Source organism: Larkinella harenae (genome assembly GCF_054780515.1).
Genome location: NZ_BAAGWE010000003.1, coordinates 608,631 through 634,157 on the forward strand (window position 1 = coordinate 608,631; position 25,527 = coordinate 634,157).

Here is a 25,527-nt window from a genome sequence, read left to right on the forward strand (position 1 = left end):
AGCTAGGCCGATTTAGGACGAAATACCTTCATGACGGTTTCTTGCGTGGTCAGGTATGGCCCACCAATCAAGTCGATGCAATACGGAATAGCCGGAAAAACCACCGACAAACACTGCTCGATGGCCGACGGTTTTCCGGGCAGGTTCAGCAGCAGCGTCTGGTTACGAATCCCGGCGGTCTGCCGCGACAGAATGGCGGTCGGCACGTATTTCAGACTTTCCTGCCGCATCAATTCACCAAACCCTGGCAGCATTTTCTGGCAAACTGCTTCGGTGGCTTCGGGGGTCACATCACGCAGCGCGGGGCCGGTTCCGCCCGTTGTTACCACCAGGCAACAGCCTTCTGCATCGGCCAGCTCGATCATCGTTGCTTCCAGCTGGGGCTGCTCGTCGGGAATCACGCGGTAAACGGGCTCCCACGCACAACTCAGGTAGCGGGTCAATAAATTCACCACGGCTTTGCCCGGAATGTCTTCGTAAATACCCGCGCTGGCCCGGTCCGACACATTGATTACACCGATACGAATAGGAATTGCCATCAGAGACGTTTTAAGATGCTGCGGCAAAGATACACGCTGACGCACTACCGAACGGGAGTTTCCGTACTTTTGCGCAATTAACTCCTACGCTATGCCCCGAATTCTGTCGCGCGTCATTCCCTTGTTGCTGGTTGTGGCCGGAGCGTTGTTCTATTTTCCGTTTCTGGGCCGCGTCCACCTGTTTGACTGGGACGAAATCAACTTTGCCGAATCAGCCCGCGAAATGATCGTGACGGGCAATTATACCCGTGTTCAAATCAATTTTCAACCTTTCTGGGAAAAACCGCCCTTGTTCTTCTGGTTGCAGGTTTTGTCCATGAAGGCGTTCGGCATCAACGAGTTTGCCGCCCGCTTTCCGAACGCCCTGATCGGAGTTATTACGCTATTGGTGCTGTATTCACTCGGCAAGAAATTAGTTAACGAGCGTTTTGGACTTTTTTGGGCGTTGGTTTATTTCGGTTCATTAACGCCCCATCTGTACTTCAAATCCGGCATTATCGACCCCACTTTCAACCTGTTTATCTTCCTGAGCGTATGGTTTATTGCGCAGGCGGTTTTAGCGTATGGAACGGCCAAAGCCACGTGGATGGCGGTTTTGTCGGGGCTTTTTGTCGGACTGGCCGTTTTGACCAAAGGCCCCGTTGGTGGTTTGTTGCTTGGCCTGACGTTTCTGGTGTATTGGGCTACGCAACGGTTTCGACCCATACTCAGCTTTCGGAACGGTTTGCTATTTTTTGGTTGCGCGCTGCTCGTGGCCTCGGTTTGGTTCGGACTGGAGCTGATCAAGAACGGCTTCTGGTTCTTTGAAGAGTTTATTAGTTACCAGATCCGGCTTTTCTCCACGCCTGATGCTGGCCACCAGCAGCCTTTTTATTATCATTTCGTGGTGGTGCTGCTGGGTTGTTTTCCGATGTCACTGCTGGCCATTCGCGGCTTTTTCCTTAACTCCTCCGGAGTTCGTGCGGATCAGCAACCTGCTCTGGATAATCACAATCGAAATGCGAATGATACAGTTGAACGAACGGTTTTCTTCCGACGCTGGATGATCATTCTTTTTTGGGTTGTGATGATTCTTTTTTCAATCGTCAAAACCAAAATCGTGCATTATTCGTCGATGGCCTGGTTTCCGGTTTCTTACCTGGCCGTGACGGTTTTGTACGGTTATTTAAACGGATCGGTCCGGTGGAACCGCTGGCTAACGGTTGGCATTGCCTTGATTGGCAGCCTTTTGGGTTTACTGATTACGACCCTGCCACTCGTGGGCATGAATGCCGCCGAGCTGATTCCGCACATTAAAGATCGGTTTGCAGCCGCCAACCTAACCGCCCCGGTTGAATGGGCGGGCTGGGAATGGATGATTGGTACGCTTTACGGTTTGGCCATTCTGGGCGTTATGTGGGTGCGAAAAAAAGAGCCCGTGTGGAGCATGCTGGCGTTGTTTCTGGCGACCCCGCTGCTATTGTGGTTTGTGCTGCCGGTTATTGCGCCCAAAATTGAGCGTTTTACGCAGGGTGCTGTCATCGATTTTTACGAAGCAAAACAGGGGCAGGACATTTATATCGAACCCATCGGCTATAAAAGTTACGCGCATCTTTTCTATTTTCAGAAACAGCCGCCAACCAACCCCAATAGCTATAACGAAGACTGGCTGCTCAATGGCCCGATAGACAAACCGGCGTTTTTTGTAACCCGCAACATCAACATCGACCAATACCGGTACAATCCAAACCTGGAAATTATCCGGGAAGAAGCCGGTTTCGTATTTCTCCGTCGAAAACCGGATTTTAAGTAATCCAGTACGATTTCTCCCAGAAAGGCACTGCCGTGATGAGCTAATCTGGATTGCCTTTTTTCTATTTATGCACTAGTAGGCATGTCATTTGTGCCATTATATTCTTAAATAATTTTAAGAAATAGCCTCTATTCTTCCCAATAATTTAACTTGTGGTATGAAACAGCTTCTCTTAACTTTTTCGGTTGGTCTCTCGTTGGCCTTCTCCACTTTGGCGCAGTCTTCCAATAAGGCTCCGGCTACGAAACTTCCCCGAATCGCCATCGCGGGTTTAGGAATCGAATCCAGTACGTTTTCTCCGGCTGTCACGCACGAAGAAGCGTTTCACGCCCGATACAGTGGTGAAGTTTTCAATGCGTATCCGTTCATGATGCCCGTATCGCCCCTGCGCAAACAAGCCATCTGGTTGCCCGCCATCGTCGGGAAGTCGCTGCCCGGGGGAGCCGTCACCCGCGAAGCCTACGAATCGCTGGTGAACAAGACGCTGGACACGCTCAAGAAGTACGCTCCCTACGACGGTCTGTATTTTGATATTCACGGCGCGATGAGTGTTAAGGGCCTGGACGATCCGGAAGGCGATTTCATCACGCGTATTCGGCAAGTAATTGGTTATAAAACCCTCATTTCTACGTCGATGGATTTGCACGGTAACGTTTCCTGGCGCCTGGCTCAAAATACCGATTTGATGACGTGCTACCGGATGGCTCCGCACGAAGATGCGATGCAAACCAAGGAACGTGCGGTTGTCAACCTGCTGGAACGGATCAAAAGTGGCAAAGGGAAACCCGCGTACAAAGCCTGGATACCGGTCCCGATTCTGTTGCCGGGCGAAAAAACGAGCACACGCATCGAGCCGGGTAAAAGTTTGTATCAGCAGGTAGCACCGCTGGCCGACAAACAGGACGGAATTGTGGATGCCGCCATCTGGATTGGGTATGCCTGGGCCGACGAACCACGCAACCATGCCGTTGTGATGGCCGTAGGCGACGATAAAGCAAAGGTGGTCCAAACCGCCGAAAAACTAGCCACGGCTTTCTGGAACGTGCGGTCGCAGTTTGATTTTGTTGCCCCCACGGGGACGCTGAACGAGTGCCTGGCCAAAGCCATTCCAAGCCAGAAGCGTCCTTTCTTCATCAGCGATACGGGCGATAACCCCACGGCCGGAGGTGCTGGAGATGTCACCTGGACCCTCACGCAATTGCTGGCCCGCCCGGAATTTCAGCGGGCAGATGGTCCTCCGCTACTTTACGCATCTATTCCCGATCCGGAGCTGATAAAAAAAGCCCTGGTAGTTGGTGTGGGTGGACAGATAGACGGTAAAGCCGGGGCCATTGTTGATGCCCGCTTTGCTCCGCCGGTTCCGCTGAAAGGCACGGTTGAATCGATTGTAAAAGGCGATCGCGATGCAGAAGTAGAAGTGGTGGTAAAAGTAGGCAGTGTGCACGTGATCGTCACTCAGAAACGCAAACCGTACCACAAAGAACGGGATTTTACCCGGCTGGGCCTCGAACCCCGAAAAGCCGCTATAGTAGTCGTGAAAATCGGGTATCTCGAGCCCGAATTGTATACCATGCAGGCCGACTGGATTATGGCCCTGACTCCGGGTGGCGTCGATCAGGATTTGTTCCGGCTGCCGTACAAGCGGATTCAACGCCCCATGTTTCCGTTTGACAAAGACATGAAAACGCCCAATCTGGCGGCCCAACTGGTGCCGATTTCGGGAGAATCCAAATAACGGTTATTGATCGAATAGGGAAAGGAGCTTGATCCCGCTCCTTTTCATTAATTCACTCGCGTTGAAGTCGGTGCAAATCCCACGATTCAGCTTGTAGTTAAAAAGCAGATTGCCGTCCTGAATGACGCTATTAAAGCTAAAATTCGTTACGGTCATGTGTTCGGCGGCCACGTTGGCCAGCTCCAGATCATGGGTCGAAATCAGGCCAAACGCATTGAGTTCGTTCAACTGTTTGATGAGCGAAACCCCGCCTTTGTAGCGATCCTGCGAGTTGGTGCCTTTAAACATTTCGTCCAGTAGAAAGAAAATAGGCTGTCCGCTTTCTACCAGCGCGAGCAGTTGCTCAATTCGCTTCAGTTCGGCGTAAAAAGAAGAAACACCCTCCTCCAGGTTATCCTGCGTCCGCATGCTGGTAAATAACCGCATGGTGGATACCTGCCCCGATGCGGCACAACAGGGCGCGCCCATGAGGGCCAAAACCAGGTTAATCCCGATCGTGCGCAAAAACGTGCTTTTTCCGGCCATGTTGGACCCGGTAATCATGGCAATGGTGCCGCGCCCCGTCAAGTCAAAATCATTGCAGACCCTGCGCTCCGCATGAATCAACGGATGGCCGAGCGCTTCAAAATGAATCCAGTACAGCTCTTCCTTGATTTCCGGAAATGTAAAAGACGGGTTGGCGTATGAAAAACCGGCCAGACTGCTGAATACCTCAAACTCACTGACCGCCCAGGCCCAATTGCGCAGGTGCGAACGGTTTTTGCTTTTCCATTTTTCCGTCAGAATGATCCAGTGAATATCCAGTAGCCAAAAGCTATTCAAAATGCTATAGAAAGCATTACCACCTATCGGGTTGCGTGCTCCCCGTTGCTGAAAACCTTCCAGAATTTTCTTTAAGCGGCCAATTTCCTGCACGGCGGAGTAGTCACCCTGCCGGAGCGTACCCTGAAGTTGTTGCAACGGTTTTGCCCGAAAGCTTCCGGTTTCAATGGCGGAGATAAGTGATTCGTAACCGCCCAATATATTAACATTTTGCTGGGTATTTTCGATGATTTCTTCAGCAAGCGGTTTGACCTTTTTCAATACCCGCGAATTGACCACCATCATGAAAAGGAACGGAATCAGGTAGGCAATTGAAAACGCCTGATTCAGATAAATAACCTGAACCAAATGCCGCAGCCAGACAACACCTGCCACCGTTGCCAAAACCGCCAGCACCAGAGCTACTGTCAGGTGCTTCGATCGGCTGGGCAGCAAATGAACGGGTTTATCAATCCAGTTCAGCAATTTCGCATAATCGCTTTTGGCATTCGTGAAGGGCATCCCCGCAGCCTGAAAATGCTGCCGCCAATCCAGTTGCGGAGTCAGCTCCTGAATTGCTTGCTGCCTTTCCTGAATAACCGCCTTCGAAGCTGGCTCGGTCAACCATTCGGCCAGCCGGATTTGCCCTGATTCGGTGGTGGTTCGGTTAATCAGTTGGAAAATCGAGTGGTTGCCAAACACATCGACATCGGACGCGTAGGCGTGATCGCGGTTGATAAAACGCTGGCCCGTTGGGAAGGCCGCCAGTTTGTTCTCCGCCCTTAAAACCTCCTGTTCATTGATTTCCTTTAAGAAAGTAATATGCCTTTTTTGGGCAGTTCTCCGATTGTATTGCTTGATTAGGTACCCAAAACCCAGCAGGCTCACGGACAGAACCAGCAATACGCCCGTAACCGATCCGGCATTAGCCAGAAAAAGAATGAGCGCAATTGATCCGACAAAGGCAATCAGACGAATGGTGGAAAGCTGATCTAAAGCTTGCTGTAATTCGGCAAGTTTACCCTCATATTCACCTATTTTCTTTTTATAAATCTCCATACACGGTATCCTTATCACGTTTAACCAGCACCATAAGCGAATCTACTCCCTCAATCCTACCTGAATAAAAGCCGCCAGCTCCATCAGCCAGGCCACGCCAAGGTGAATAATGATACCACCCCAGATGCTGCGGGTTTGTAGCGCAATGACGCCCAGAATGTACCCACCAAAAATGGAACTAACGGTTTCGCCCGGCGGCTTACCGAAATGAATGAATGCGTACGTGATCACCATCGGCAACACCGCGCCCCGGCCCAGAATCCGCGCCATCCCGATTACCAGAAAACCGCGGAACATCAATTCGGTCGGCACAAAATCCCAGCCGTAGGCTAATTCATACACCAAAGCTGTGACCCAGGTTGGTACGTTAAAAAACTCGTCGGCATTGGTGTCGCGGTACGTCGGGTACGACTCCAGAAAAGACGGCTGAAACGATGCATAGGTGATCAACGGCACCATACACAGCAGCAAAACAAAGTAAACTTGCAGTCCTTTCCACTTCGGACGCATCCCGTAAAAACCGTTTGGCTCTTTTTCAACAAATCGGTAAAACAGCAGCAACGGCAGAATAACCGTCAGCAGTGATTGTAAATTACGCAGACAGTAAAATGCGAATGTGTAAATCTGCCCATTAAACACCGCATGGCTCCAGTCGCTAAAACCGTAGAAACCGGCATACCAACTGTAAATGGCCAGTCCTGAAAGGCTATATAGCCAGAAGTCGGATCGGCGCCAGATGTCCAGCCGCCGGTGAAACCGTGTCCACAACGCAACACCGGAATAATACGCAAAGGCGTACAGCAAAAAGTAATAAAAAATCCGGATGTTCTGCCCCCGATGGGCGTCAATGTAGCTATCTTCCAGATCCAGGTAATAATTAATACTGATGCAAACCGCCAGAAACAGCGCGGCAATTGCATACAAATCGGCGCGAAAATCGGCTTTCAGCTGTTCGCGAAGGTAACGGATAAGGGTGCGCATGATCCTTAAAATTGGAGGAAAGCCACCGGGGAACCAAAACCATCCGGTCAAAACGGTCAATAAGCCGCAACGAACTGTAACTTATGGCCATTGAACTGGCAACCCCGTTCCCGGGTTGCACTCAGGGCTTGACTAATAGATAGCCCTCGGGGCTTGTAGTACAGCGGATGAATTATTTCCCTTCGACCCATTGGGTTACCAGCGCGGGCACCTCGGGTTCGCCCTTGAAAAAGGGACCTTTCTTCCCTTGGGTTATCGCCCAACGGTGTATCCACGAAATGCCACCCTTACCAACGTAACGATCCGGCGATTGGTACGCTTCGTCCTGGAGCGCTTCATCCAGCGACACAAATTTGTATCCACTTTGGGCCAGCCGGTTTAGCAGTTCGCCCATGTAAACCGCATTGATCGTATTGGCGTGCGTCAGCAGGGTCTGCGGAATAAGCCGCCCAAACAACGAATCCGACTGGGCTTCGTAATACCGGACGCAGGCCGTCATGTAATCCAGATACTGTCGCCCTACTTCAGCCGCAGCCGCGGTATCACCCTTCAGCAGCGCTTTGTCGTAAGCCAGCGAAAACAGATAATCGTTGTTGTCAACGGTCACGGGAGCCTCCCGGTATTTTCGCTGGGCCAAAAACTGCTCAAGCGAATCTTTCTTGGCGGGCGTCTCGCCTTTGCGCAAAAATGGGTGCCGGAAAAAACGGAACGGTTTGTTGCGCTGTTCTACCAGTTGTTTGATAACTTGCTCGCCACGAACTACTTCGTCAAAATAATCCTGAACGGTAATGACGGTATAATCCTTGTGCGAAAACGTGTGATTGCCCAGTTCAAGTCCGGCATCAAGCCATATTTTTAGTACATTGACCTGGCTCGGGTCGGGCGCCCCGTCGCGGGACAACCACTGCGAAACCACAAAACCGATGGCCGGAACCCGGTGCGTTGTAAAATGCCGGACCAGTTGTTGGTTCATGAGCAGCTTGCCATCGGGTGTTCGGTAGTATTGCGTCACCCCGGGTAAATCATCAACGGTAATGGCGATTTTTTTCTGAGCCCAAAGACCGGCACTGAAAAGGCAAAAACTGATAAAGAGACCCAAATGCTTCATAACATCGGATTTTGAAAACCGTATTTTTTACAAGATTACGAATTACATGGTATTACTCATCATTACGCTGACCACCGTAGCCATTTTAGTTCGCATTGCGGCCAATCCCTTATCCAACGTTTTTCAAAAACAACTCACCCAGCGCAACGCCGAACCGCTCTTCGTAACGGCGGCCACCTACGGTTTTTTAAGCCTGCTGACGTTTCCATTCTGGTCGGATTTGAATCTGCTTGATCTTCCTGGCCTATTCTGGCAGAACGTTTTCATTTTCAATCTGCTGGGTGTTTTGGGCAATGTTTTTTTGGTCAAAGCCCTACGAACCGGGGATTTATCCGTGCTGGGGCCAGTCAACGCCTACAAATCCGTGGTTAGTATTATTTTCGGCATCGTGTTGCTGAATGAAGTTCCGAGCTGGCTGGGTCTGCTGGGTGTTGCACTGATCGTAGCAGGTAGTTATATTGTTCTTGGCTCCGGCGGGCGTGGGCACGGTTTTTCGTGGGAGCTGCTTAAAAAGCCGGAAATTCAGTTTCGGCTGATCGCGCTGGTGTGCTCCGCCATTGAAGCAGTTTTCATTAAGCGGGCCATGCTGCTTTCATCACCCCTGACCACCTATGTATGCTGGTGCGTGCTGGGGTTCATCTTCGCCCTTGTCTGGGTCAGCATCACGTTGCGCGGTCGTTGGCAGGAGCAGTGTCGTGTTTTCATGACGCAGAAAACAACCTATATCGGCTTATTTATTTCCGCCGGGTTAATGCAGTTTTCAACCAACATCGCCTTCGGAGGTACGCAGGTCGGTTATGCGCTGGCGCTGTTTCAAACCTCCGCCTTGTTGAGCGTACTATTTGGCTACCATTTTTTCCGGGAAACGAATATTGTTCAAAAACTCATTGGCGCAACCATCATGGTCACAGGCGCGGTACTGATTGTGACTTTTAAATGAGAAAATGATCCATGAAAGCTATTCTTTGTCGTCAATACGGTCCACCCGAAAGTCTGATGCTGGAAGAAACCGAAGCGCCCAGGGCTACGGCAGGCAAACTGGTGATTCAGGTAAAGGCCTGCGGGGTAAATTTTCCGGATACACTCATGATTCAGGGAAAATACCAGGTCAAACCACCCTTTCCGTTTTCGCCGGGCGGGGAAGTGGCCGGGGTGGTCAACGAAGTGGGGGCCGGAGTTACGCACCTGAAACCCGGTGACAAGGTCTTTGCCCTGACCGGCTCAGGCGGTTTTGCAGAACAAACCCTGGCCGACGGTTTCAAGACGTTTCTCCTGCCCGACGGCATGGCGTATGGCACGGCGGCTGCGCTGATGTATACCTACGGCACGTCGTATCACGCCCTGAAAGACCGGGCCAACCTGCAACCGGGCGAAACGCTGCTGGTATTGGGAGCCGCCGGGGGCGTTGGACTGGCTGCTGTTGAATTAGGTAAAATGATGGGTGCCACCGTGATTGCAGCCGCTTCAACGGACGAAAAGCTGGCACTTTGCCGCCAAACCGGGGCCAGCCACACCATCAACTACAGCCGCGACGACCTGCGCCAGCGTATCCGGGAACTAACCGACGGCAAGGGCGTCGATGTAATTTATGACCCCGTTGGCGGCACCCTGACCGAAGCGGCTTTACGCTCCGTGGCCTGGCGTGGCCGGTATCTGGTGGTCGGTTTTGCGGCTGGACAAATTCCGTCCATCCCGCTCAATTTAGCTTTGCTGAAAGGGTGCTCGGTAGTAGGGGTGTTCTGGGGGGCGTTTGCCGAAAAACAACCGAATGATAATTTAAACAATGTACAGCAATTGCTGACGTTTTACGAGCAGGGGGCGATCAAACCGCATATTCAAGCCACCTACCCACTTGAAAAAGCACCTCAGGCGCTGCGCGAAATGATGAATCGGCAGATCTTGGGAAAAATAGTTATTGTCCCGTAACAGACCCTGCATAGAGGCTTTCAACGAAGGGCTTCTGTGCCCATTTGTTTATCCGGGCAAACAACAGAAATTCGCATGCACTAAACAACACTTGAACACATATGGCATCTTCCACACTGGAATTATCCGGTTTAAACTTTAACCTCACTGAAGAACACCTGGCCGTGCGGGAAGCCGCGCGGGATTTTACCCATACTGAGCTGCTGCCCGGTGTAATCGAACGCGATAACGCGGCCAAGTTTCCGGCCGAGCAGGTCCGGCGAATGGGCGAACTGGGCTTTCTGGGCATGATGGTACCACCCGATTACGGCGGAGGTGGCATGGATACGGTTTCGTACGTCATCGCGATGGAAGAAATCTCCAAGGTCGATGCCTCCTGCTCAGTTATCATGTCGGTCAATAACTCGCTAGTTTGCTGGGGGTTGGAAAAATTTGGTACTGAGGAGCAAAAGCAGAAGTACCTGACCCGACTGGCTACGGGCGAAGTCATCGGTGCCTTCTGCCTTTCCGAACCGGAAGCAGGTTCGGATGCCACTTCACAACACACAACGGCCATCGACAAAGGTGATTATTATTTGCTGAACGGTACCAAAAACTGGATCACCAACGGCAATGCGGCCAGTGTTTGTCTGGTGATGGCGCAAACGGATGTCGAAAAAAAGCACCGCGGCATCAACTGCCTGATCGTTGAAAAAGGGCAGGACGGTTTTGTGGTGGGAAAAAAAGAGGATAAAATGGGCATTCGGGCCTCGGATACGCATTCGCTGATGTTCTCGGATGTAACCGTTCCGAAAGAAAATCGGATCGGTGCCGATGGTTTTGGCTTCAAATTTGCCATGTCTACTTTAAACGGCGGTCGGATCGGCATTGCGGCTCAGGCGCTGGGCATCGCGGCTGGTGCCTATGAACTGGCGTTGGCGTACGCGCAGGAACGGCAATCTTTCGGAAAAAAAATTTTTGAGCATCAGGCTATCCAGTTTAAACTGGCCGAAATGGCGACAAAGATCGAAGCTGCTCGTCTGCTCGTTTACAAAGCCGCTCGTTTGAAAGACGAAGACAAGGACTATGTACAGGCGGCTGCCATGGCCAAATTATTTGCTTCGGAAGTTGCGATGTGGGCTACTACCGAAGCCGTTCAAATCCACGGAGGATACGGATACGTCAAGGAGTATCATGTTGAAAGGTTGATGCGTGACGCCAAGATTACGCAGATTTACGAGGGTACGTCCGAAATCCAAAAATTAGTAATCGCCCGTGAGCTAATCAAATAGAACTTTTTCACCGCTAGCACAATTTTTTCAAAAAACACGCGCGCTGCTTTATTGGTATCGCGCTATTTTTTTTATCTTTTCGCAAGAATGTATATTGTATTGGATTTGTACAATTTATTAGTTTTGTGCAACTTTGCAGTATAATCCATGTAGATACATTACTTTCCCCCTATGGAAGACTATAATAAAATAATCGAATCGCTGGGCGTAAAATTCATAAAAGCCCGCAACATCCGTATTTTACAGCCTATCACCATCAAAAATTATTATGATGTTGAAAATACGTTGACGGTTCTCTACAATGGTGAAGTATCGTTTGGCGAAGAAAAGGTAAAGGTAGAAACTGGCGATATGCTGTTTATTCCGGGTGGAAAACACGTTACCGTTACTTACGGTGATGCTTCGCAACCCAAAACCGTCACGAACGAAGAGTTCATGATTCACCGGGAGCAATACTTTGAGGCCAACCGCGATCCGCAGAAAATCGGTAACATGCCGAATTCATTCGGCTACGTATCGTTTGAAGCCAAAGTTTTTGACTCGGTCAACTTCTTCAATTCGCTGGATGTTCCTCCGTTTATCATCAAGCGGGAAGATTCACTGGTGCACACGATTAACCAGATTTTGGCGGAAGATATGCTGGATACAGCCGGCAAAGGGCGGATCATCAAAATCAAAACTGAAGAAATCGTTATTGAAGTTATTCGCTACATTTTGAAAAACCGTCTCTTTGTTGAACAGCTAGTGACCAACAGTACGTACTTCAAAGATCCGCGTTTGATCGATATTTTCGCTTACATCAAGGATAACCTGGGTGGCGATCTGTCGAACAAGGTGCTGGCCAATGTAGCCAACGTGTCGGAAGATTACGTCGGGCAGTATTTCAAAATGCTGACGGGAATTAATCCGCAGGATTACATTGAATACCAGCGAATGGAAGCTGCCGTCGGTTTGCTCCGGACGTCGAAGAAAAGCATCCGGGCCATTGGTGCCGAAGTGGGTTACAAGGATACGGCGTATTTCTGCCGTCGATTTAAGATGATGTTCGGTATTCCGGCGGGTAAAATGCGCCGTCGGGAGTCGCTGATGAACGTATAAGTAAGCAGTGAAAAGCCAGAAAGGGCGTAACGAAAGAAAGGATGTATCCCTCTTCTTTCGTTACGCCCTTTTTGATTTTATTGCTTCAGGCCAGTTGCCGGTTGGCTTCCTGAACCACAGCGGCAATTTCGGGTAACAATTCGGGATTATGCTCAATGCCGTTGCCCACTACAATCACATCGGCACCGGCCTGCAACGCAACCTTCGCGCGTTCGACGGAATTGATGCCCCCGCCTACTACAATCGGCGTATCGACACACGAGCGAACAGCAGCAATCATTTCCGGCGAAACCGGTCGCCGGGCTCCGCTGCCAGCATCCATGTAAATAAGCTTTAAGCCCAACATCTCCCCAGCCATGGCTGTGCAGGCGGCTACACCCGGTTTATCGTGCGGCAGTGGGGTGGTGTTACTGATGTAGGAGACGGTGGTTTGCGTACCGCTATCGACCAGCATATACCCGGTCGGCAGGATTTCCAGACCGCTTTTTTTCAAAAGAGGGGCCGCAATGACATGTTGCCCAATCAAAAATTCCGGATTACGGCCCGAAATCAGGGAAAGCAGCAGAATTGCATCAGCACTGGGCTCAATATGAAGGCTGTTTCCCGGAAACAAGATCGCCGGAATGTTGGTATAGGTCCGAATGGTTTCGACAACTTCGCGTAGAATGAAGTTGGTGATCAGACTACCACCTACAAAAAAGAAATCGACCCGGTTTTCCACACTCCGGATCAATAGGTCTTTAAACGAGTCTTGCTCGATCTTATCTGGATCGAGCAAGACGGCAAATGATTTTTGACCTGTTTCCTTGCGGCTGTACAGGGCATCAAGTAGCGAGTTACGGGTACTGGCCTGGTTCTGGTTGTGTGGTTGCATTATTCTGACGTATACGCGAAATAAACTCAGTTAGCTGCTGACGGGCTAGATTAGTCAAAATTGACGTCACGATCCCGGTGATAGCGCCACCGATTGCCGATTTTTTAGGAGCATCTTCCGCGGCTTTAGCGGCCCGACGCGCGTGGTCACGGGCGCTTCCGCCTGAATACTCAGCCTCTTCATCGTCTTCATCATAGTCTACATCTGGTTTATCAGACTTAGGCAATACGATACTGGCAACCACATAAGCGGCTAAACAAACGCCTGCTACCAGCGCCACGGTTTTGCCGACCTCTGCGGCATCCTCTTTTAAGGCCTTGACATTGGCTTCAATCGAATTTTTATACTGCTCGGTGGCTTCCATCAACTCGGCCCGACGGGCTGATGTATCTGAAAAGGGCACATTTGTATCCATAAAAGAGCGTTCTAAAATTAGTAAAAAATGGATTGACTTGCGATATTACGTACTACTTACTTCAAATTTGAGGATAATTGTCGGTTTTTATTCGGCGGCCGAACCGCGTTCGTCCATCGAATTACGCGTTTGAGCCATTAATTCCTGGATGGCGTCGGCCCGATCCTCCGCTCTTTTTTCCTGCTTGTTCTTAAGCATATTGTAGGTTGTTTTCCGGAGCATATTTTCTACGCTTCCTTTTGCAAACGCCCAGATCAGAGTTAGCAGCAGAAAAAAACCAGCCACAATCAGAAATCCCAAATACCGGCTGTCCAGCACTTCGTTCAGGTAGGCTGCCAGTAAGGAGAACAGGAAAATAGTGGTAATGGTTATCAAAAAGCCAAGTACAATTCCGTGCACAGCATTTAATGCCGCGTTTTCGACCTGGCTACGTGTTTCCAGCTTAAATAGCTCAATCCGCGCTTCCAAATATTTAAAGATGCTTTCCCTGATTTCTTCCAGTTTCTCTAACATAGCGGTTCGTCGTTTGTGGCCGTTGTAGTAGTTACCAATTAGCGTTCATTTTGTTTGGAAAAAGTTTGGCATTCAGCTTGGTTTCGGTATTCCTTCTAGCTATTGGACGAAAAAAAACCGAATGGTCATCCCTACTTATACGCAAAAAAAATCCCGTTCCGGATTTGGAACGGGAAAGTGAGTGTATTTCTCCTTGCTAAATTGCTGAGCAGAATTACGAGCGCTTCAGTTTCGCTTCAATGGTCTGCTGGGTGTGCGGAACGGCCCGCAGCCGCTCCTTCGGAATCAGTCGGCCCGTATCAATACAAATACCGTACGTTCCGTTCTTGATCCGAATCAAAGCCGCTTCCAATTGCTGAATAAATTTCTGCTGGCGAGCGGCCAACTGACTGAAATTTTCGCGTTCACTGGTGTCAGCCCCGTCTTCAAGTAGTTTGGACGTTCCCGACGTATTATCCGTACCACTATCGTTTCGCTTGCTTAGCGTCTCCTTGATATAGTTTAGTTCGTTACGGGAGGCCTCTAATTTCTGACTAATCAGCACCTCGAACTCTTTTAGCTCCTCTTCCGAGTATCTTTTCTTTTCTTCCTGAACCATCGTACTGATCAGCTAGTTAAGTGGGTGAATTAACTCCGTCTAATTAAACAACAAAATTACAACTCTATTGATTCTTTTTCAACGAATGGAGTATACCGTTTAAAAAAAAGTTCAAAAAACAGTCATTGGTAAATACCTACAAAAGCCAATCAAAATTTGGCTACGCGCGCACGTACCTTTAAACGTGTTTGGCAGAGTGGCTTCTGCTTGATACATGATTTTGAATATTGAAATTATACAATACCACGAAAAAATAGTTCTTAACTGACATCGTTATCTTTTTTGATAAGTTTGCTGCCTGGCTTTAGGAAGCTTATCCACTAAAAAGACAAGATCATGGCATACATTGAACCAGCTCCTATAAAAGATAAAGAAAATCCGCTTGAATCCATGATGTCGCGGTTTGATGCGGCTGCACAAATGCTCGGCATTACGGAAGAAATGTACTACATTCTGAAAGTTCCGGCCCGGCAAGTCATGGTAGGGTTACCCATTACGATGGATGATGGGTCCATTAAAGTATTTGAAGGTCACCGCGTTATTCATTCAACCATCCTGGGGCCCTCAAAAGGCGGCATTCGACTTGATCCGGCCGTGACGCTGGACGAAGTAAGGGCTTTGGCGGCCTGGATGACCTGGAAGTGTGCCGTGGTCGATATTCCTTACGGCGGAGCCAAAGGTGGCATTGCCTGCAACCCCCGTGACATGTCGGCGGGTGAAATTGAGCGCCTGATTCGGGCTTACACGGTGGCGATGCTCGATGTATTTGGTCCCGACCGCGACATCCCGGCCCCCGATATGGGCACCGGTCAGCGGGAAATGGCCTGGCTCATGGATGAATACTCAAAATCGCGCGGTATGACCATCAACGGAGTTGTAACCGGAAAACCGCTCGTGTTGGGAGGTTCCCTGGGCCGCACGGAAGCGACCGGACGCGGGGTAACAGTAGCCGCGCTATCAGCGATGGATAAGTTACGGATGAATCCCTACCGCTCAACCGCAGCGATTCAGGGCTTTGGTAATGTGGGCTCATTTGCGGCCGAATTGCTGCACGAACGGGGCGTTACGGTAACGGCAATCAGCGATGTAACGGGAGGATATTACAACGAGAAGGGCCTTGACATCGGCGAAGTCATCGCTTATCGAAATGCCAATAAGGGAACCCTCGACGGTTTTAAGGAAGCCGAGCATATCACAAACGAAGAACTGCTGGCTCTACCGGTTGATGTGCTGGTTCCGGCAGCTAAGGAAGATGTGATTACGGCCGAAAATGCGGATTCCATCCAGGCCAAAATGATTGTGGAAGGTGCCAATGGCCCCACGTCGGCCAGTGCCGACGATATCATTAACGAAAAAGGGATTCTGGTTGTACCGGACATTCTGGCCAATGCCGGTGGCGTAACGGTTTCGTATTTCGAATGGGTTCAAAACCGTATCGGTTATAAATGGACGCTTGATCGGATCAACCGCCGGGCCGACCGCAACATGAAGGACGCCTTTGACCGGGTTTTTGAAACATCGCAGAAATACAAAGTATCGATGCGCCTGGCGGCTTATATTGTAGCCATCGACAAGGTGGCCAGCACGTACAAATTCCGCGGAGGTTATTAACTCAACAGACCCCGTTACCAGTCCTAAACCGGCTGGTAACGGGTCCTTGCTATGGTCCGAATGTAACAAACCCGTTGGCGACAATGGGGTTTGTTTCGTACCTTCACCGCTCCGGCCCATCTTATTAATAAGACATACCGATTATGACCATCCACAAGGAAGGATATCAAATTTTGTTTTGGACAGTGTTGATCCTGCTAGGAATCAACTTTTTATCAATTTCTTATCTTTTTAACGGCAATGAAACAGCTATTACGCTGGTTTTGGCAATTAGCCTGGTGCTTTTCCTGTTGATTTTACAGTTTTTCCGGAAACCCCGCCGTTCCACTCCGCTGAACGACCAACACGTTATTTCACCCTGCGACGGTACGGTGGTAGTGATTGAAGAAGTAGACGAACCGGAATATTTTCGGGGAAAGCGTCGGCAGGTTTCCATTTTCATGTCGCCCCTGAACGTTCATATCAATTTCCATCCCATTAGCGGTACTGTCGAGTACGTAAAATACTACCCCGGCAAGTACCTGGTAGCGTGGCACCCGAAATCGAGCACCGAAAACGAACGGACTTCCGTTGTTATCAAGGCTAAAAACGGGGCCGAAGTTCTCCTGCGACAGATTGCGGGCGCGCTGGCCCGGCGCATCGTCTGGTATGCCAAAGAAGGCCAACAGGTGCAACAGGGCCACGAGCTGGGCTTTATCAAATTCGGTTCGCGGGTCGACCTATTTTTGCCACTGGATGCCGAGGTAAAAGTAAAAATTGGCGAAAAAACGAAAGGTGGCATCACCGTCATTGCGGATTTGTAGGCGGCTTGTGCTAACCTAATCAAATCCGCCTTCCTGATTTGTAGCGCGGTCCAACTCGCAGCCGGAATCCACCCCGCCAATAGCCGTTACTGCTCCTTTCCTTCCGATCCTCTGTAAAAAACAACCGATTATGGAAATGCAAGAAGTTCAGAGCACCATCAGTGCCGTGTGCAAAACCGTCTGGAACATTCTTTGGGGCAACGCGACATAGCCGGCATGGCCCTCTGCTCTTGGTGAAGGTCTACGCATTTGGCGGCATGAACAACGCTGGACAGTTTACACGCCCAGGAATGGACCGGTTCCATGGAAAACTACGCACTAAAAACCGTTGATTCTCAGACGGTGTTTACCGTCGCGATTGATATTGCGGACGAATGAATACCTTGAGCATTTCGAAAAAACCTGGCCAAAGGCCTTAGAAAAGGTTGAAAAGAACTCGCTGAGTTGGACCATTAGCCCGTCTGTTCAGTGGTGAGCATCAAATAAAAAAGCCCACACCTGGGTTCGGGTGTGGGCTTTTTAGGAAGGCTATTTTTGATATTACGAAGCCGTTTCCACGTTTTCCACCTCGTATTCCTCCGTTGGCAAACACGCACAGACCAGATTCCGGTCACCGTAAGCGTTGTCAATCCGGCTGACGCTCGGCCAGAATTTGCGGGCTTTTACATAGGGCAACGGAAAAGCGGCTTTTTCGCGGCTGTAAGGACGATCCCACTGATCGGCGATGAAGACCCGAATGGTGTGGGGCGCCTGTTTCAGTACGTTATTGCCTTTGTCGGCCTTGCCTTCCTCCACCTCCTGGATTTCGGCCCGAATGCTGATCAAGGCCTCGCAGAAACGGTCGAGTTCATCTTTCGATTCGGATTCGGTTGGCTCAATCATCATCGTGCCCGGCACCGGGAATGAAACCGTTGGCGCGTGAAAACCGTAGTCCATCAACCGCTTGGCAATGTCTTCTACTTCAATTCCGGCAGCTTTGAACGGACGACAATCCACAATCATTTCGTGGGCGCACCGACCGTTTTTCCCCGTATACAAAATCGGATAATACTCTTCCAGCCTAGCTTTCAAGTAATTGGCATTCCGAATAGCGGTTTTTGTCGCATTCGTCAACCCTTCGCCCCCCATCATTGCAATGTAGGCATATGAGATCGTCAGAATACTGGCCGAACCGTACGGAGCAGCCGAAATCGCATGAATGGCTTTTTTACCACCTGTTTCCACCATCGGATTTCCCGGCAGGAACGGTTCCAGGTGTTCCACAACGCCGATCGGCCCCATGCCGGGTCCACCTCCGCCGTGCGGAATACAGAAGGTTTTATGCAGATTCAGGTGACAAACGTCGGCCCCAATCGTTGCCGGACTTGTCAGCCCTACCTGAGCGTTCATGTTGGCACCATCCATGTAAACCTGACCGCCGTGTTCGTGGATAATCGCGCAAATTTCCTTGATGGTTTCCTCAAAAACACCGTGCGTTGACGGATAGGTGACCATCAGACACGACAGGTCATTGCTGTATTGCTCGGCCTTCGCCCGCAGATCTTCCACGTCGATGTTGCCACGCTCGTCGCATTTGACAATAACGACCTTCATGCCAGCCATCACGGCGCTGGCCGGGTTGGTCCCGTGCGCCGACGATGGAATGAGCGATACCGTACGGTGACTCTGGTTCCGGCTTTCATGGTACGCCCGAATGACCATCAGGCCCGCATACTCGCCCTGCGCTCCGGAGTTGGGTTGCAGCGAAACAGCCGCAAAGCCTGTAATTTCACACAACCAGCGGCTTAAATCGCTTATCAGTTGCTGATACCCGGCCACCTGCTCTTTCGGTGCAAATGGGTGAATTGCTCCAAACTCCGGCCAGGTTACCGGAATCATCTCAGCGGTTGCATTCAGTTTCATCGTGCAGCTACCAAGCGAAATCATCGAATGAACCAGCGAAAGATCCTTTTCTTCCAATGACTTCAAATACCGCAACATCTGATGCTCAGTATGGTGCGTATTGAACACTGGATGCGTCAGGTACTCCGACGTCCGAATCAGCCGCTCCGGCCAGGTGATGGCCAGCGTTTCAACGGCAGCGTCTAGATCGGCCGAAAGACCGAAAACATCCAGCAGTTGAATAACGTCATCAATGGATTTGGCTTCGTCAAAAGAAACGCAAACGTGCTCGTCGTCCAGATACCGCAGGTTCACTTCCGCCATCCGGGCCGACTTCTGCAATGATTCGACATCGTCAACTTTAACGGTTAGGGTATCGAAGTAATGCTGAGTCTGTACCGTGTAGCCGTTCCAGCGCAAAACCGTTGCAAACAGTTTGGTCAAGCCGTGGACGCGTTCGGCAATAGCCTTGAGCCGCTGCGGACCGTGGTACACCGCGTAGCTGCCCGCCATCACCGCCAGCAACACCTGTGCTGTACAGATATTGGACGTTGCCTTTTCACGGCGAATGTGCTGTTCACGGGTTTGTAGTGCCATCCGTAAGGCCGGATTGCCTTCAGCATCCACCGAAACGCCGATAATCCGGCCCGGGATCTGCCGCTTGAAAGCCTCCTTGGTTGCGAAAAAAGCCGCATGAGGTCCACCGTACCCCATCGGAACGCCAAACCGCTGCGAAGACCCCACCACCACGTCGGCCCCCATTTCGCCTGGTGATGTCAGCATCGTCAGGCTGAGCAGATCGGCCGCTACGGTTACAAAGACATGGTGTTCGTGGGCAGCCGCGATCAGATCAGTATAATCAAACACCTCTCCATCGGAAGCGGGGTATTGCACCAGCATTCCAAACAAATCATCGGACGTCACATTCACGTGCTGATGGTCGCCCACCTGAACCTGAATGCCCAGGGGTGTGGCACGGGTTTTGATGACGTCAATTGTTTGCGGATGGCAACGCTCCGACACAAAAAAGGTCATCGCCGATTTTTTAGCCGCCGGACGCTGTGCAAACAGCACGTGCATGGCTTCGGCGGCCGCGGTTCCTTCATCGAGCAGCGACGCGTTGGCAATTTCCATTCCGGTCAGGTCGATTACGGCCGTCTGGAAATTCAGCAGCGCTTCCAGCCGTCCCTGCGCAATTTCTGCCTGATACGGTGTGTACGCCGTATACCAGGCCGGATTTTCCAGTATATTGCGGAGAATCACATTCGGCGTGATGGTGTCGTAATAGCCCGTACCGATGTACGATTTGTATACTTTATTTTGTTGAGCGAGTTTCTTGAAATCGGCCAGAAACTGGTGTTCCGATTTGGCCTTCGGTAGATCAAGCGGTTTTTCGAGCCGAATGATTTCCGGAACAGTTTGTTCGATGAGTTCGTCCACCGACGCAACGCCGATGGTTTTCAGGATGGCATTCGTTTGTGAAACGTCGGAACCGTTGTGCCGGTCTTCGAAACGTTCCTGATAGTTTAGATTGAGCTTCATTGATGGAGTTGCAACCAAGAGAACTGATTGGAATGGTTTTACGAAATTACGAAAAATCTAAGTTTTACGCGTAATCTTATCTTGCAGGCAGGAAGTATATCTTTTTTCTTTCAACTCTTTTTCCTTCAAGTCCGCTATTAGTATGTTTGTCCGACGCTATTACGAACGAAAATTGTCGATTCGACTTTTTCTTTGGTCGGTTGATCTCGTTACGGATTTCTTGGTCTGGCTGTTTGGCAAAAACCGGACCTCGCCCCCGGGCGCTCCGACCAGTATCCTGATTCTGACGTTTGGCCATTTGGGTGATGCCCTGATTTTGTCGTACGTATTTCCGCTCATCCAGGCACGATATCCCAACGCCCACATTGATTTGGTAGCCGGCAGTTGGATTAAGCCCATCATCGATGCCAATCCGGCAGTGCGCCGATTCATTTCGGTTGACCACATCGTTGCCAACCGCAGACGGCAATCGTTCCTGCAGCGGGTATGGGCATATTGGCGTAGTTTTTGGCAAGCCCTTGGGGCCCTGCGTTGGGAAACGTACGATTATTCCCTGGATATTCGCTACGCGGATCCTCCCTCCCATTTTTTGTTGCCCTTTATTCGAGTCAGAAAGAGTATAGGCATGGGAACCCGCCGGTACGGCGGGTTACTCGACCATGAGTTTTTTGTACCACCCATTGGTAGCGCTTTTCACCATTTTTCGGTGAGCGAACCGTTGTTCCGTGCTTTAGGCATCGACGCACGTCTGGAAACGATTCAACCGGTTTTCCCACTGCCCGCGTCTTCCCCAAATGAATTGGCGCGGCACCTGGGTCAACCGCTTCCTCCGCAGCCGTTCATTCTGCTTTTTCCAGAAACCGGTGAATCCCGGCGGCAACTTTCTGTCCCGTTCTGGCAGGAATTAACAGAGCGGATGTTAAAGGAAACAGTTGCTACCTTAATTTTGTGTGGCCAACAAAAAGAGTCGACCGCTATTTTTCAACATCCCAAATTTGCTCCCTCCACGTACCGCCTGATTGACGCCGTTGGCAAGCTAAATCTGAATGATCTGGCTAACCTGGCTCGGCAGGCTCGTCTGGCTTTAACGCTGGAGTCGATGCCCGCCCATCTCTGCGCGATTTTCTGTCCGGTTATTGCCTTTTTTAAAAACGGAACCGGTGCTGAGTTTTTTCCCATTGGCAACTTTCCGGTAACCGTTATTCATAACCACAAAGCCAGCCAAGATTACATTCTGCCCCGCGTCGGTTTTAAACAGTTTTATACAGAATCCTTCGAAACCCCGGCGGTTTATAGCGTCATCATTCAAAAAGTCCACCATTATTATGAAACTGTATACAGATCATAATCACTTCTCGATTTCAATGTCGGAAGATAGTTTGTTTCAAAGTACGTTACGCGAATTGTTTACCCGACACATCATTACTACCGTGATCGAAACCGGAACTTTTATCGGCAAGGGATCAACCCGAACGATTGCTAACGCCTTTCCGGCCAATCGGCCGCCCCAACGGTATTTTACCATCGAGGCTAATCTGGCGTTTCATCTCCTGGCCCGCTTTAACCTTCGCCATTGGGGGTTCGTAAAACCGCTTTGGGGTGCCACCATCGCGCAGGAAGAAGCCCTCCAATTCATTCAAAAGGACGAAGCCATTCACCATCATGAACGGTATCCGGCGGTTTTTATTGACGATATACAGAATCCGGCCGGATTCTATACCGCCGAGCTTGAAGGCAAGCTCGGCAGCCATCCGCTGGTTAACCTGACGGCTTGGTTTGGAAAGACTTTTTTAACACGGCCGGAAGACTTGTTGCACCAATTGCTGCTGCAGTGGGGAGATCAGCGTCCTTTGATTGTGCTGGATTCGGCGGGAGGTATTGGCTGGCTGGAATACCAAACCGTCCGGGATACGCTTGGCACAAAACCGTACTGGCTCATTCTGGATGATATTCATCATTTGAAACACTTTCGCTCCCTGACCGATGTGCAAAACCGGCCCGACTTCCGAGTGATCGAATACAGCCTGGAGCACGGCTGGCTGGTCGCCGAACACCTGGCAAGCCAAAGCTAGCTTATGAACTGACTTTGAACAGGATGGCATGACCGTTTAGGTTATGAATCAGCAGACATCTTGGGTCGTTCCGCCATTCTTCCACTAACCGGGTTATGCCGTCGCAGGTCGAGAAACCGTAGTCATCGAAGACCACTATACCACCCACCAGCAGACGTTCCCACACCCAGCCCAGAATGTCTTTAGCCGACTGATACACATCAACGTCAATATGACAGAACCGAAAAACTGCATCGGCGGGAATCTGGTGCGCCGTATCATCCGGAAAAATCCCTTTTAACAACCGCACATTGGTACAGTTTAACTGCCGGAAAAGTAACGCTTCCACCCTTTCCAAGCTGGTATTCGCGTGTTCGCCCCCCCGATAAGATGCGTCGTTTTCGTTGGCTTTTACCACCCCTTCAAACGTATCGGCTGCGTATAATTGACCCGCTAAACCGTCTTCTTTCATTTTGGAAGCCATCAAACCGGCTGTTCCGCCCCGCCATACGCCCACTTCCAGGCAGTCGCCCGGGCCAGGCAATTTTCCGACCTGCGCCATCAGCGTCCATAATTCATAACAACGGTACACATCGACCAGCGTATGCGAACAAATTTGTCGGTAAATGTTCAGAAAGGCCTGATCCGTCGTCCAGGGAGCATATGTGGCATTGGGCGAAACGGTCTGGTACGAAAAACCGCCCACCGCCCGCTCGATGTAGCGATTGAGATGAATTCCGAACGGATGCAGGGCGTTCTGAACGATCGTAAGCAGGCTCATGGCATAGCAGTTTTTGAATGATTCCGTGGGTCCAACTGAAAAGACGACGTAATGAAAGCGGCTAGATCCGGTAAATGGCGTTTATAGTCCGCTGCCAGGGTCAGTCTTAGCTCTTCTTGCATTTTCCCGGTAAAACCGCAAGCAATGATGCGTCGTCCGGAAGCAATACTGTTCCAGAGTTTGGATGGAAAACTCAGCTCGTCGGTGCCCGGTGTTCCCGTTACCAGATGGACTTCGTGTTCGTGGAGAGCCCGAATCAATTGCTCGCTGCTTTTGAAGACACCTTTTGAACGGGCCTTGAGCCAGTCTGGCAGTTGTGCTAAACCCGGGCCATCCGCATGAATATTGATCTCATAACCGGCATCGCGCAACTGCTCGCATTCGTTCACCAGCGCATCGACATCGTGCGCCAGACCGAGATTGCCGGTATACAGGGCTTTTCGTGCCGGAATAATGGCAGGATTGGGGGCAATCGGGATCATTGGCCATTGGCGATGCACGACGGCATTGGGCCCAAAATAGCCCAGATTAGAAGAAATTTTAATGACGGTTTCAAAATATGAAAGCTCCCAATCCCACCATTTTTTAACCCAGCGGTATAAAAACCGGGGGGCATTCAGGGTGAAAATAGAAGCCGGAAAATAATCAAACAGCCAGAAAAACGTCGTTACTTTCTGCGGTCGGATTGAATGGCGCAGCAGAATATTTAGAAAGGGGGCACTGGTGATGATGACCAGATCGCCCGGCCGGACGTGTTGCCGGATGTACCGTCTGAACGTCCGAAAAACCGAAGCATATTCTGCCAGAATTTGAAAGACGTTGTTCCGTTTGAAAACCCGGGTGGGCAGATTCACCACTTCGCACGCGGGCTTCGGGCGCGACGACGGGCGGTATTCTCCCCCCCCCCCCACCATTACCACCGGCACCCGCTGCTGGGTCAGGTAAACGCTCAGCTGCTCCGAAATCAGGCAAACCGGCGACCCATCCGGCCACACATATTGATTGATAATATGAATCTTAGCCATTCCGGTCGCCGTTTTTTTTCGAGAAAGATTGATCAATGGCCGTTTTTTTTGCTTCACTTTGCTGTTTAAGAAAAGCAACTTCGTGGGTCAGGTTTTTAATCTGGGTCTGGAGCCGCGAATTAACCAGTGAGAGGTGTACCAGAAAAACCGTGATGGCAAAAATGGCCGCTAGAAAAATCAGCGATGGCGGATAAAACACCCCCAAGAGGGTAGCAATCTGTTCCAGCCCCTTCCGCCAGACTGAAAAAACCAGAAGAATTAGTGTGCAAAGGATCCAGATGATGGAATATTCTTCCCGAAGCTTACCTTTCACGATCAGCCGGGCAATGAAATACATAAAGACCAGGGCTCCGCACAGGCTAAAAAGCTGAATCTTAATCGGTAGTGTTTCCATACGGCGGTTTGTTTCGTAAACGCATATAGACAAAGATAATTCCCAGCGTTACCTTCCACATGTAATAGACCGCCCGCAACCAGGTGATCGACGAAACGCCCCCCTGTCTTTCGCGCATCGTCACCGGCACTTCCAGAATCCGCAGGCGGTTCAGCCCAAACTGGACGATGGATTCCGGCTCCGGATATTCATCCGGGTAATAGTCATTCACTAGGGCGATAGTCCGGCGATTAAAGGCCCGAAAACCAGAGGTGCTATCGTGAATCGTTTTCCCGATCAGCAGGCAGTTCAGCCACCGGAAATAATGAATGCCCGTTCGGCGCAGATACGTTGACTGAAAACCGTTCTTTTTGAGAAACCGGGATCCTATCACAACATCTGCTTCGTCGTTTCGAATGGCTTCCAGAATGACGTTGATTTCGTCCGCCGGATGTTGCCCGTCTCCATCAATCTGGACGGCAATATCGTACCCGTGCCGATACGCAAATTTATAACCGGCGTGCATGGCCCCCCCGATGCCCAAATTGACGGGCAAGTCAATGTACAAACAATGGAGCTGGCGGATAACCTCCAGCGAGCGATCGGTCGAGCAGTCGTTGACCACCAGAATGTCAAGCCGGAGCCCAAATTTTTGCTTGGCCTGATTGATTTCCTTAATGACAGCCGGAATCGCGGTTTCTTCGTTATAGCAGGGCACAATCACCAGAATACAGGGCGTCGTCAGCATTC

23 protein-coding genes are annotated in these 25,527 nt (G+C 50.5%); 10 read left to right on the forward strand and 13 right to left on the reverse strand.

The genetic code is table 11. The features are described from left to right. Positions 1-2: 2 nt before the first annotated feature. Positions 3-539 (reverse strand): molybdopterin adenylyltransferase, encoded by a 537-nt coding sequence (gene mog / locus ACYVH9_RS19615; RefSeq protein WP_460638079.1) that lies wholly within the window; start codon positions 537-539, stop codon positions 3-5. A gap of 91 nt (positions 540-630) precedes the next feature. On the opposite strand from mog, the gene ACYVH9_RS19620 reads away from it, so the two are divergent. Then, positions 631-2,331: an ArnT family glycosyltransferase gene (locus ACYVH9_RS19620; RefSeq protein ID WP_460638080.1), complete on the forward strand. Its 1,701-nt coding sequence runs from the start codon at positions 631-633 to the stop codon at positions 2,329-2,331. Between the two features lie 157 nt (positions 2,332-2,488). Then, on the forward strand, positions 2,489-4,066 hold the full coding sequence (locus ACYVH9_RS19625) for a M81 family metallopeptidase (protein WP_460638081.1): 1,578 nt from the start codon (positions 2,489-2,491) through the stop codon (positions 4,064-4,066). 3 nt (positions 4,067-4,069) lie between these two features. On the opposite strand, the gene ACYVH9_RS19630 is transcribed toward ACYVH9_RS19625, so the two are convergent. The 3 genes from ACYVH9_RS19630 to ACYVH9_RS19640 form a co-directional block, all read right to left on the reverse strand. Further along, on the reverse strand, positions 4,070-5,926 hold the full coding sequence (locus ACYVH9_RS19630) for a MutS-related protein (RefSeq protein WP_460638082.1): 1,857 nt from the start codon (positions 5,924-5,926) through the stop codon (positions 4,070-4,072). A gap of 42 nt (positions 5,927-5,968) precedes the next feature. Next, complete coding sequence (locus tag ACYVH9_RS19635; RefSeq protein WP_460638083.1) at positions 5,969-6,907, reverse strand: CPBP family intramembrane glutamic endopeptidase; 939 nt, start codon at positions 6,905-6,907, stop codon at positions 5,969-5,971. A gap of 172 nt (positions 6,908-7,079) precedes the next feature. Beyond that, positions 7,080-8,015 carry a polysaccharide deacetylase family protein gene (locus tag ACYVH9_RS19640; RefSeq protein ID WP_460638084.1) on the reverse strand — a complete coding sequence of 312 codons (936 nt, stop codon included), beginning with the start codon at positions 8,013-8,015 and terminating at the stop codon, positions 7,080-7,082. Between the two features lie 46 nt (positions 8,016-8,061). On the opposite strand from ACYVH9_RS19640, the gene ACYVH9_RS19645 reads away from it, so the two are divergent. The 4 genes from ACYVH9_RS19645 (at position 8,062) to ACYVH9_RS19660 (ending at position 12,310) form a co-directional block, all read left to right on the forward strand. Next, positions 8,062-8,955, forward strand: a complete 894-nt coding sequence (locus ACYVH9_RS19645; RefSeq protein WP_460638085.1) for an EamA family transporter — start codon at positions 8,062-8,064, stop codon at positions 8,953-8,955. An 11-nt stretch (positions 8,956-8,966) separates the two neighbouring features. After that, on the forward strand, positions 8,967-9,941 hold the full coding sequence (locus ACYVH9_RS19650) for an NADPH:quinone oxidoreductase family protein (protein ID WP_460638086.1): 975 nt from the start codon (positions 8,967-8,969) through the stop codon (positions 9,939-9,941). 101 nt (positions 9,942-10,042) lie between these two features. After that, the gene (locus ACYVH9_RS19655; protein WP_460638087.1) at positions 10,043-11,212 is read left to right on the forward strand and encodes an acyl-CoA dehydrogenase; all 1,170 of its coding nucleotides are present in this window, start codon (positions 10,043-10,045) and stop codon (positions 11,210-11,212) included. A gap of 171 nt (positions 11,213-11,383) precedes the next feature. Beyond that, positions 11,384-12,310 (forward strand): helix-turn-helix domain-containing protein, encoded by a 927-nt coding sequence (locus ACYVH9_RS19660; protein ID WP_460638088.1) that lies wholly within the window; start codon positions 11,384-11,386, stop codon positions 12,308-12,310. 85 nt (positions 12,311-12,395) lie between these two features. Here the strand turns inward: ACYVH9_RS19660 and ACYVH9_RS19665 are convergent, their stop codons facing one another. From ACYVH9_RS19665 to ACYVH9_RS19680, 4 genes are all read right to left on the reverse strand, one after another. After that, entirely contained in the window at positions 12,396-13,184 is a 789-nt protein-coding gene (locus ACYVH9_RS19665) for a phosphoglycerol geranylgeranyltransferase (protein WP_460638089.1), read from the reverse strand. Continuing rightward, positions 13,147-13,599, reverse strand: coding sequence for a hypothetical protein (locus ACYVH9_RS19670; protein WP_460638090.1), 453 nt, complete (start codon positions 13,597-13,599; stop codon positions 13,147-13,149). Before ACYVH9_RS19670 ends, ACYVH9_RS19665 begins: the two co-directional genes overlap by 38 nt. A gap of 87 nt (positions 13,600-13,686) precedes the next feature. After that, a complete protein-coding gene (locus ACYVH9_RS19675) occupies positions 13,687-14,112 on the reverse strand; it encodes a phage holin family protein (RefSeq protein ID WP_460638091.1) in 426 nt (141 codons plus the stop codon). 214 nt (positions 14,113-14,326) lie between these two features. Next, positions 14,327-14,710: a TraR/DksA family transcriptional regulator gene (locus ACYVH9_RS19680; RefSeq protein ID WP_460638092.1), complete on the reverse strand. Its 384-nt coding sequence runs from the start codon at positions 14,708-14,710 to the stop codon at positions 14,327-14,329. 336 nt (positions 14,711-15,046) lie between these two features. Here ACYVH9_RS19680 and ACYVH9_RS19685 point away from each other — a divergent pair, with 336 nt between their 5' ends. Both ACYVH9_RS19685 and ACYVH9_RS19690 read left to right on the forward strand, forming a co-directional pair. Next, positions 15,047-16,321 (forward strand): Glu/Leu/Phe/Val family dehydrogenase, encoded by a 1,275-nt coding sequence (locus ACYVH9_RS19685; protein WP_460638093.1) that lies wholly within the window; start codon positions 15,047-15,049, stop codon positions 16,319-16,321. Between the two features lie 143 nt (positions 16,322-16,464). Beyond that, entirely contained in the window at positions 16,465-17,124 is a 660-nt protein-coding gene (locus tag ACYVH9_RS19690) for a phosphatidylserine decarboxylase family protein (protein WP_460638094.1), read from the forward strand. Between the two features lie 540 nt (positions 17,125-17,664). Here the strand turns inward: ACYVH9_RS19690 and gcvP are convergent. Further along, positions 17,665-20,547: an aminomethyl-transferring glycine dehydrogenase gene (gene gcvP, locus ACYVH9_RS19695; RefSeq protein WP_460638095.1), complete on the reverse strand. Its 2,883-nt coding sequence runs from the start codon at positions 20,545-20,547 to the stop codon at positions 17,665-17,667. Positions 20,548-20,689: 142 nt separating this feature from the next. Here gcvP and ACYVH9_RS19700 point away from each other — a divergent pair, with 142 nt between their 5' ends. Then, complete coding sequence (locus ACYVH9_RS19700) at positions 20,690-21,895, forward strand: glycosyltransferase family 9 protein (protein WP_460638096.1); 1,206 nt, start codon at positions 20,690-20,692, stop codon at positions 21,893-21,895. Then, complete coding sequence (locus ACYVH9_RS19705; protein ID WP_460638097.1) at positions 21,873-22,619, forward strand: hypothetical protein; 747 nt, start codon at positions 21,873-21,875, stop codon at positions 22,617-22,619. The genes ACYVH9_RS19700 and ACYVH9_RS19705 overlap by 23 nt, the downstream gene beginning before the upstream one ends. A 1-nt stretch (position 22,620) precedes the next feature. Here ACYVH9_RS19705 and ACYVH9_RS19710 read toward each other — a convergent pair whose 3' ends face one another. The 4 genes from ACYVH9_RS19710 to ACYVH9_RS19725 are packed head-to-tail and all read right to left on the reverse strand — an operon-like array spanning position 22,621 to position 25,525. Next, positions 22,621-23,379, reverse strand: coding sequence for a TylF/MycF/NovP-related O-methyltransferase (locus ACYVH9_RS19710; protein ID WP_460638098.1), 759 nt, complete (start codon positions 23,377-23,379; stop codon positions 22,621-22,623). After that, entirely contained in the window at positions 23,376-24,404 is a 1,029-nt protein-coding gene (locus ACYVH9_RS19715) for a glycosyltransferase family protein (protein ID WP_460638099.1), read from the reverse strand. Before ACYVH9_RS19715 ends, ACYVH9_RS19710 begins: the two co-directional genes overlap by 4 nt. After that, a complete protein-coding gene (locus ACYVH9_RS19720; protein WP_460638100.1) occupies positions 24,397-24,798 on the reverse strand; it encodes a DUF2304 domain-containing protein in 402 nt (133 codons plus the stop codon). The genes ACYVH9_RS19715 and ACYVH9_RS19720 overlap by 8 nt, the downstream gene beginning before the upstream one ends. Beyond that, a complete protein-coding gene (locus tag ACYVH9_RS19725; RefSeq protein ID WP_460638101.1) occupies positions 24,779-25,525 on the reverse strand; it encodes a glycosyltransferase family 2 protein in 747 nt (248 codons plus the stop codon). The genes ACYVH9_RS19720 and ACYVH9_RS19725 overlap by 20 nt, the downstream gene beginning before the upstream one ends. Between the last annotated feature and the right edge of the window lie 2 nt (positions 25,526-25,527).

What these genes read in the sequence shown, in the direction of transcription:
- ACYVH9_RS19655 (WP_460638087.1), top strand. Translation starts at nt 10,043, where the DNA reads ATGGCATCTTCCACACTGGAATTATCCGGTTTAAACTTTAACCTCACT.
- ACYVH9_RS19630 (WP_460638082.1), bottom strand. Translation starts at nt 5,926, where the DNA reads ATGGAGATTTATAAAAAGAAAATAGGTGAATATGAGGGTAAACTTGCC.
- ACYVH9_RS19685 (WP_460638093.1), top strand. Translation starts at nt 15,047, where the DNA reads ATGGCATACATTGAACCAGCTCCTATAAAAGATAAAGAAAATCCGCTT.
- ACYVH9_RS19675 (WP_460638091.1), bottom strand. Translation starts at nt 14,112, where the DNA reads ATGTTAGAGAAACTGGAAGAAATCAGGGAAAGCATCTTTAAATATTTG.
- ACYVH9_RS19640 (WP_460638084.1), bottom strand. Translation starts at nt 8,015, where the DNA reads ATGAAGCATTTGGGTCTCTTTATCAGTTTTTGCCTTTTCAGTGCCGGT.
- mog (WP_460638079.1), bottom strand. Translation starts at nt 539, where the DNA reads ATGGCAATTCCTATTCGTATCGGTGTAATCAATGTGTCGGACCGGGCC.
- ACYVH9_RS19705 (WP_460638097.1), top strand. Translation starts at nt 21,873, where the DNA reads ATGAAACTGTATACAGATCATAATCACTTCTCGATTTCAATGTCGGAA.
- ACYVH9_RS19645 (WP_460638085.1), top strand. Translation starts at nt 8,062, where the DNA reads ATGGTATTACTCATCATTACGCTGACCACCGTAGCCATTTTAGTTCGC.
- ACYVH9_RS19680 (WP_460638092.1), bottom strand. Translation starts at nt 14,710, where the DNA reads ATGGTTCAGGAAGAAAAGAAAAGATACTCGGAAGAGGAGCTAAAAGAG.
- ACYVH9_RS19660 (WP_460638088.1), top strand. Translation starts at nt 11,384, where the DNA reads ATGGAAGACTATAATAAAATAATCGAATCGCTGGGCGTAAAATTCATA.
- ACYVH9_RS19690 (WP_460638094.1), top strand. Translation starts at nt 16,465, where the DNA reads ATGACCATCCACAAGGAAGGATATCAAATTTTGTTTTGGACAGTGTTG.
- ACYVH9_RS19725 (WP_460638101.1), bottom strand. Translation starts at nt 25,525, where the DNA reads ATGCTGACGACGCCCTGTATTCTGGTGATTGTGCCCTGCTATAACGAA.
- ACYVH9_RS19665 (WP_460638089.1), bottom strand. Translation starts at nt 13,184, where the DNA reads ATGCAACCACACAACCAGAACCAGGCCAGTACCCGTAACTCGCTACTT.
- ACYVH9_RS19700 (WP_460638096.1), top strand. Translation starts at nt 20,690, where the DNA reads ATGTTTGTCCGACGCTATTACGAACGAAAATTGTCGATTCGACTTTTT.
- ACYVH9_RS19625 (WP_460638081.1), top strand. Translation starts at nt 2,489, where the DNA reads ATGAAACAGCTTCTCTTAACTTTTTCGGTTGGTCTCTCGTTGGCCTTC.
- ACYVH9_RS19670 (WP_460638090.1), bottom strand. Translation starts at nt 13,599, where the DNA reads ATGGATACAAATGTGCCCTTTTCAGATACATCAGCCCGTCGGGCCGAG.
- ACYVH9_RS19710 (WP_460638098.1), bottom strand. Translation starts at nt 23,379, where the DNA reads ATGAGCCTGCTTACGATCGTTCAGAACGCCCTGCATCCGTTCGGAATT.
- ACYVH9_RS19715 (WP_460638099.1), bottom strand. Translation starts at nt 24,404, where the DNA reads ATGGCTAAGATTCATATTATCAATCAATATGTGTGGCCGGATGGGTCG.
- ACYVH9_RS19720 (WP_460638100.1), bottom strand. Translation starts at nt 24,798, where the DNA reads ATGGAAACACTACCGATTAAGATTCAGCTTTTTAGCCTGTGCGGAGCC.
- ACYVH9_RS19635 (WP_460638083.1), bottom strand. Translation starts at nt 6,907, where the DNA reads ATGCGCACCCTTATCCGTTACCTTCGCGAACAGCTGAAAGCCGATTTT.
- ACYVH9_RS19650 (WP_460638086.1), top strand. Translation starts at nt 8,967, where the DNA reads ATGAAAGCTATTCTTTGTCGTCAATACGGTCCACCCGAAAGTCTGATG.
- ACYVH9_RS19620 (WP_460638080.1), top strand. Translation starts at nt 631, where the DNA reads ATGCCCCGAATTCTGTCGCGCGTCATTCCCTTGTTGCTGGTTGTGGCC.
- gcvP (WP_460638095.1), bottom strand. Translation starts at nt 20,547, where the DNA reads ATGAAGCTCAATCTAAACTATCAGGAACGTTTCGAAGACCGGCACAAC.